Origin of the sequence: Saccharomonospora saliphila YIM 90502, from assembly GCF_000383795.1 — a bacterium.
In the GTDB taxonomy this organism is placed as follows: domain Bacteria; phylum Actinomycetota; class Actinomycetes; order Mycobacteriales; family Pseudonocardiaceae; genus Saccharomonospora; species Saccharomonospora saliphila.
On the sequence record NZ_KB912640.1, the window covers coordinates 182,009 to 188,379 of the forward strand.

Sequence of the window (6,371 nt, forward strand, 5' to 3'; positions counted from 1 at the left end):
CCCGCGCCGGGGCTCCCGCACCGTCCTCGGAGGCACCCGGCGGGTCCGGGTCCGGGTCCGGCCCGGACTTCCCCGGCACGGTGCTGGAGCCGGGCTCGGCCTCCGTCCGCGTCATCGCCCCGGCGCCGTCGTCGCCGTCATCGCCGTCGTCGCCGTCGAACGACGCCGGAATCCGCTTGAGGTGCTTGGTCATCGAGCGGATCAGAAACCCCACCGCGACGAAGAACACCAGAAGCAGGAGCAGGCCCACCGGCGAGGACTTGCCGAAGTCCGCTCCCTGACCGCCGCCGTCGGGTTGCTGCTCCTGCGCGAGCAGCAACCCGCCCGACGTCACGGGCACGGCCACGAAGGCCGGCAGCGTCATGAGTTCACCTTCTCCCGGACGCCCGCGAACAGATCGTCCTCGGGCAGTGTCGTGTCGACCAGCGACCGCACCAGCTCGTACTCCTCGGTGGGCCACAACCGCCGCTGAATGTCCAGTGGCACGGCGAACCAGCGGCTGTTCGGGTCGATCTGGGTGGCGTGCGCGCGCAGCGCGTCATCGCGCACCTCGAAGTAGTCCGCGCACGGCACCTGCGTCGTGACCCGCTCCATCACGTCCGGCTTGTCCGGGTCCCACCGGCTCAGCCACTCTTCGTACGGCGAGTCCAGCCCCTCGGCGACAAGGGCCTCGTGGAACGCGGTGAACCTCGCGCGGGAGAAGCCGTGCGAGTAGTACAGCTTCAGCGGTTGCCACGGAGTTCCCGCCTCGGGGTAGCGCTCGGGGTCGGAAGCCGCGTCGTAGGCGGCCATCGACACCTCGTGGCACCGGATGTGGTCCGGGTGCGGGTATCCACCGTTCTCGTCGTAGGTGACGATCACATGCGGCCGGAACTCGCGGATGGCGCGTACGAGCGCGGCCGTCGGCCCGTCGAGCGGCACCATCGCGAAGCAGTCCTCCGGCAGCGGCGGCGGTGGGTCGCCCTCGGGCAGGCCCGAGTCCACGAACCCCAGCCAGCGGTGCTGCACCCCGAGGATCTTGGCTGCCCTGGCCATCTCCTCGCGCCGCAGCCGCGTCATGTTCTCGTGCACCTCCGGCTTGTCCATCGCCGGGTTCAGCACGCTGCCCGCCTCGCCTCCGGTGCAGGTCACGACCATGACCTCGTGCCCCTCGGCGACGTAGCGGGCCATCGTGGCCGCGCCCTTGCTCGACTCGTCGTCGGGATGTGCGTGCACAGCCATCAGCCGCAACCCCGCGTCCGCCCTGTCAGCCCTCATCCCGTCGGCTCCCGCCATGTCCGGCTCCGCTTCCTCTCAGCTCACGCATCACTTCGTGCGGACCCCCTCGGCTCACGCCCGCGCGCCTACACGGATACTCAACACACGAGGTAGCTGGTTTCATTCTCCCCACCGCGCGGACACGAGCCATCAGGAGGCCCGCAGTGAGCAGTTCGGAGGCCGGACCGGGCGTGCCGGACCCCGCCGAACGCCCCGACGGCGCCGAGAAGGCCACCGCGCGCGAGTCCACCGGCGCGGACACGGGGCCCGACGTGGACGACCTCGAACGCAGGAGGGCACCGCGCCGGGGGCGCCGGTGGTCGCTGGTGGCGTTGGCGCTGGTCGCGGGCGTGGCGGCGACCTACTACGGCTACACGACGCTGGGCTCGACGCCCATCGAGGGCCAGCGGGTCGGCTACGCCGAACGCCCCGGCGACGCGATGTCGGTCACCGTCGACGTGCTCCGCGAGGACCCCTCGCGCCCGGGTGTGTGCATCGTCCGCGTCCGGGACATCTCCGGCGCCGAGAGCGGCCGAAAAGAGATCTACGTCCCACCCGGCCGCGACCGCTTGACAACGGTGGTGCGCAGCATCGGACGTCCGGTCACGGCGGACGTCTTCGGGTGCTCTTATGAAGTGCCCGAGTACCTGTCAACCCCGGAGCGGCCAACGGAGTGAAATCGCCGCCGAGCGTCCGGTGGCCCGGCTCGAACAGCGGCCGCCGGGGTTCATTTCGTGCTATCCTCGACTCGACGGCACGGCCCCAGGCGGGCCGTGTCTTTCCTTTATTACCAGCCACGACGGCGTGGCGGCCGGCTTGTACACCCAGGCTCGGCAGGCCCCAGAAGGAGATGGTGACCGTGAGCGAAGGCAAGGTGACCTGGCTGACCCAGGATGCCTACGACAGGCTCAAGAACGAGCTCGACGAGCTGATCGAGAATCGTCCGGTCATCGCCGAGAAGATCAACGCCAGCCGGGAGGAAGGCGACCTGAAGGAGAACGGGGGCTACCACGCCGCCCGGGAGGAACAAGGTCAGCAGGAAGCCCGGATCCGGCACCTCCAGGAGTTGCTGCGCACCGCGAAGGTCGGCGAGGCGCCCGCGAACGACGGCATCGCCGAACCGGGCATGGTGCTGACCGTGCGCTACGACGGCGACGACGACGAGGAGACGTTCCTGCTCGCCACACGCGAAGAGGGCGGCGAAGGGCCGATCGAGGTCTACTCGCCGGACTCGCCGCTCGGCAAGGCGCTGCTGGGCGCCAAGGAGGGCGAGGCGCGTGAGTACGTGCTGCCCAACGGCAGCACGCAGAAGGTCTCGCTCGTCAAGGCCGTGCCCTACAGCGGCTCCTGAGTTCCTCGTCCTCGCGGACGGTGACACGTCCCGCGAGGTGATCTCTACCGGCGCACCGACGGCGATCGACCCCGGGGGCCGGTATGCGGCACATCCGCCAACGGTTCACTCCGTGTTTCGTCCTGCCCGACATCGGGACGACGTGCGCATACCGGCCGCCATGGTGGTGCCCGGCCCCGCAAGCGCTCCACCCGCTCGGAAGGCCGCCCCGACGGTGCCCCCTCCCCGCGCTCAGTCGCGGGCGATGCGTTCCAGCAACGGCCGCACCCTCGGCGGAACCGGCGTGGAGAGCGCGATCGAGGTGGCCGTCCTGCGGACACCCGGAACACCCACCACGTCGTCGATCACGCGTTGCAGGTCGTCGTTCGAGCGCGCGACCATGCGGACGAACAGGTCGCCCTGTCCGGTCGTCGCGTGCACCTCGCACACCTCGTCGATCGCCGACAGGGCCGCCGCGACCTCTCCCCGGCGTCCCTGCGCGATCTCCAGCACCGCGAACGCCGTGAGCCCGTACCCCATGCGGCCCAGGTCCAGCTCCGGCGGGAAGCCGGTGAGCACGCCCGAGGCCGTGAGCCGGTCGAGGCGCGCCTGCACCGTGCCACGCGCCACACCCAGCCTGCGGGCGCACTCCAGCACCCCGAGCCGCGGCGCGTCGGTCAGCAACAGCAGCAGCCGCGCGTCCAGCGCATCGAGTGTCACCACCACCTCCTTCGGCTCACACCGCCCCGTATCCGCGCACCGTCTGCCCTAGAGCATGACCGTGAAGCCCGCGCGTTGGAGCTGGGCCGCGACGGTCTCACAGTGTTCGGGTCCGCGTGTCTCCAGCTTCAGAGCGATCTCCACCTCGCCCATCGCGAGCCGACCTGAGATGCGGGAGTGCTCGACGTCGAGCACGTTCGCGCCGAGTTCGCTGACGCGTGACAACACACCCGCCAGCGACCCCGGACGGTCGGGAACGCACAGGCGCAGGCTCAGGTAGCGCCCCGCCGCCGTCATCCCGTGCTGGATGATCTGCAACAACAGCAACGGATCGACGTTGCCGCCGGAGAGCACGGCCACCACGGGCGGTGCGAACGCCCCCTCGTGCTCCAGCAGCGCGGCCACGGCCGCGGCCCCCGCGGGTTCGACCACGAGCTTGCGCCGTTCGAGGCATTGCAGCACCGCGCGGGACAACGACTCCTCGTTCACCGTCACGACGTCGTCGACCAGGTCGCGCACGTGCGCGAACGTGACCGGGCCGGGAGCGCCGACGGCGATCCCGTCGGCCATCGTCTGCGTTCGCTCGAGGCGCACCGGTTCACCCCGGGACAACGACAACGGGAACGCGGCGGCCCCCTCCGCCTGCACGCCCACCACGTGCACGTCCGGCCGGACGGCCTTCACCGCGCTCGCCACCCCGCCGACCAGTCCGCCGCCGCCGGTGGCCACGAGAACCGTGGCGACCTCTGGAAGCTGGTCGAGAATCTCCAGCCCCACCGTGCCCTGACCGGCGATGATGTCGGGGTGATCGAACGGGTGAAGGAACACCGCACCCGTGCGCTCCGCGAACGCGGTCGCCTCGGCCAGCGACTCCTCCAGCACCTCGCCGTGCAGGTGCACCTCGGCTCCGTAGCCCCGGGTGGCGGCGAGCTTCGGCAACGGCGCGCGTTCGGGCATGAAGACCGTCGCCTTCGTCCCCAGCAGCGACGCGGCCAGCGCCACGCCCTGCGCGTGGTTGCCCGCGCTGGCGGCCACCACGCCACGCCCCCGCTCCGCCTCGCTGAACCCGTGGATGCGCGTGTACGCGCCTCTGATCTTGAACGAGCCGGTGCGCTGCAAGTTCTCGCACTTCAGATGCACCGGCCCTCCGTGTGCGGATTCGAGGTCACGCGCGTGCTCCATCGGCGTCTCGCGCACGACGGCGGCGAGCAGCTCCCTCGCCTCGCGGATTGTGTCCACGCTGACAAGTCCCATAACCGCCGATGATGTCACCACCCCGACTGTCACGAAGAGGTTACGTACACGGCCCGGATCACGATTGGGTAAGCTTGTGCCGCACCGGTCATCCGGCGGGGAGACGGGGAACACTCCCGTCGGACACCTCAGTCGCGGGGCCGCCCGGTGCTCCGTGCGTGACGACGGCACACTCGATCGAGCGAGGGAGACACTATGGGACGCGCGAGCACGACACCCGCGACACGCGCCGCCGGTGTCCTGCCGCTGCTCGCGGGCGTGCTGTCGGCCATGACGCTCACCGGCGCCGCCGTCTACACCGTCTCCGAGGCTCGCTGCGACACCGGAGAGTACGTCCAGCGCGGCGGCACCGTCGCCCTCGTCGGAAGCTGCGTCGACGGCGCCGACCTGCGCGACAAGGGCCTGACCCACACCCCCGACCCGGCCACGGCGGAGGCCAACTACCGCCCCTGACCCGGGCCTCGTCCGCCGTGAAGGACTCCCGCACGGCCGGACACGGCGACGGAATCCCTCACGGCGGAGACCGGCTCCGCTGTGCGATCAGGTGGCGTCGAGAGCGCGCCGGAGATCGGTCAACAGGTCGTGGGGGTCCTCGATACCGACCGAGAGCCGTACCAGCGACGCGGGGACCTGGAGCGTGGACCCGGCGACGCTGGCGTGGGTCATCCGGCCGGGATGCTCGACCAGCGACTCGACCCCGCCCAGCGACTCGGCCAGCACGAACAGCGCGGTCCCGGACGCCGTGTCCAGCGCGGCCTGTTCCCCGTCGACGTGGGTGAACGACACCATGCCCCCGAAACGCCGCATCTGCTTGGCCGCGAGCGCGTGACCGGGATGCTCGGCCAGTCCCGGGTAGTAGACCCGCTCCACCTTGGGGTGCACCGACAGCGCCTCGGCGATCAGCTCGGCGTTGCCGCAGTGCCGTTCCATGCGCACCGCGAGCGTCTTCAGCCCGCGCAGGGTCAGCCACGCGTCGAACGGACTCGGCACGGCACCCGCCGAGTTGCGCAGGAAGAACAACTCGTCGCGCAACTCGTCGGACTGGGTGATCACGGCGCCGCCGACCACGTCGGAGTGGCCGCCGAGATACTTCGTGGTGGAGTGCACCACCACGTCGGCGCCGAACTCCAGGGGATTCTGGAGATACGGGGTGGCGAAGGTGTTGTCCACGACCAGGCGCGCCCCGCCGACGTGGGCGAGTTCGGCCAGCGCCGCGATGTCGGAGATGCCGAGCAGCGGGTTGGTCGGCGACTCGCACCAGACCAGTTTCGTCTCCGGGCGGATCGCCGAGCGGACCTCGTCCAAATCGGACAGTGAGGCGACGCTGTACTTCACACCCCACCGCGCGAGAACCTTGTCGATGAGGCGGAAAGTCCCGCCGTAGACGTCGTTGCCGAGAACCAGGTGGTCACCGGGCCGCACTGTGGTGCGCAGCACCGCGTCGCTGGCGGCCATGCCCGAGGAGAAGGCGAGCGCGTGCCTGCCTCCCTCCAGCGCGGCGAGGGCCTCCTCCAGCGCGGTCCGGGTGGGGTTGGCGGTGCGGGAGTACTCGTAGTCCCCCTCGCGGGTGCCGCCCACGCCGTCCTGTGCATAGGTGGAGGTCTGATAGATCGGCACGATCACGGCACCGGTCCGCGGGTCCGGCTCCTGACCGGCGTGGATGGCGCGCGTCTCGAATCCGTAGTCGGCGGGGTCTGCAACCATGCCCACAGCCTACGGCCGGCCCCCGGGCCACGCCGCCGTGGACCCGCCGGAACGGACCCGGGGCAACGAAGGCCGCGCGCGGGCGGGTCATCCGCCGGCCGCGCAC

The 6,371-nt window shown here is 70.8% G+C and carries 8 protein-coding genes; 3 read left to right on the top strand and 5 right to left on the bottom strand.

Going from position 1 to position 6,371, the window contains the following annotated elements:
* A partial coding sequence (locus SACSA_RS27170; RefSeq protein WP_019814248.1) for a hypothetical protein occupies positions 1 to 364 on the bottom strand: 364 nt, incomplete at its 3' end.
* On the bottom strand, positions 361 to 1,275 hold the full coding sequence (mca, locus tag SACSA_RS0105955) for a mycothiol conjugate amidase Mca (protein ID WP_019814249.1): 915 nt from the start codon (positions 1,273 to 1,275) through the stop codon (positions 361 to 363). The genes SACSA_RS27170 and mca, both read right to left, overlap by 4 nt.
* Before the next feature lie 146 nt (positions 1,276 to 1,421).
* On the opposite strand from mca, the gene SACSA_RS0105960 reads away from it, so the two are divergent.
* Entirely contained in the window at positions 1,422 to 1,934 is a 513-nt protein-coding gene (locus SACSA_RS0105960; RefSeq protein ID WP_019814250.1) for a DUF4307 domain-containing protein, read from the top strand.
* Positions 1,935 to 2,110: 176 nt separating this feature from the next.
* On the top strand, positions 2,111 to 2,608 hold the full coding sequence (gene greA / locus SACSA_RS0105965) for a transcription elongation factor GreA (protein WP_019814251.1): 498 nt from the start codon (positions 2,111 to 2,113) through the stop codon (positions 2,606 to 2,608).
* A 231-nt stretch (positions 2,609 to 2,839) separates the two neighbouring features.
* Here greA and SACSA_RS0105970 read toward each other — a convergent pair whose 3' ends face one another.
* Entirely contained in the window at positions 2,840 to 3,307 is a 468-nt protein-coding gene (locus tag SACSA_RS0105970) for an Lrp/AsnC family transcriptional regulator (RefSeq protein ID WP_019814252.1), read from the bottom strand.
* A 48-nt stretch (positions 3,308 to 3,355) separates the two neighbouring features.
* Positions 3,356 to 4,561 (bottom strand): threonine ammonia-lyase, encoded by a 1,206-nt coding sequence (ilvA, locus tag SACSA_RS0105975; RefSeq protein ID WP_028661594.1) that lies wholly within the window; start codon positions 4,559 to 4,561, stop codon positions 3,356 to 3,358.
* Positions 4,562 to 4,756: 195 nt separating this feature from the next.
* Between ilvA and SACSA_RS0105980 the strand changes: the two genes are divergently transcribed.
* On the top strand, positions 4,757 to 5,014 hold the full coding sequence (locus tag SACSA_RS0105980; RefSeq protein WP_019814254.1) for a hypothetical protein: 258 nt from the start codon (positions 4,757 to 4,759) through the stop codon (positions 5,012 to 5,014).
* A gap of 87 nt (positions 5,015 to 5,101) precedes the next feature.
* On the opposite strand, the gene SACSA_RS0105985 is transcribed toward SACSA_RS0105980, so the two are convergent.
* Positions 5,102 to 6,265: a cystathionine gamma-synthase gene (locus SACSA_RS0105985; RefSeq protein ID WP_019814255.1), complete on the bottom strand. Its 1,164-nt coding sequence runs from the start codon at positions 6,263 to 6,265 to the stop codon at positions 5,102 to 5,104.
* Positions 6,266 to 6,371: the final 106 nt, after the last annotated feature.

What these genes read in the sequence shown, in the direction of transcription:
- mca (WP_019814249.1), bottom strand. Translation starts at nt 1,275, where the DNA reads ATGGCGGGAGCCGACGGGATGAGGGCTGACAGGGCGGACGCGGGGTTG.
- ilvA (WP_028661594.1), bottom strand. Translation starts at nt 4,561, where the DNA reads ATGGGACTTGTCAGCGTGGACACAATCCGCGAGGCGAGGGAGCTGCTC.
- SACSA_RS0105980 (WP_019814254.1), top strand. Translation starts at nt 4,757, where the DNA reads ATGGGACGCGCGAGCACGACACCCGCGACACGCGCCGCCGGTGTCCTG.
- SACSA_RS0105985 (WP_019814255.1), bottom strand. Translation starts at nt 6,265, where the DNA reads ATGGTTGCAGACCCCGCCGACTACGGATTCGAGACGCGCGCCATCCAC.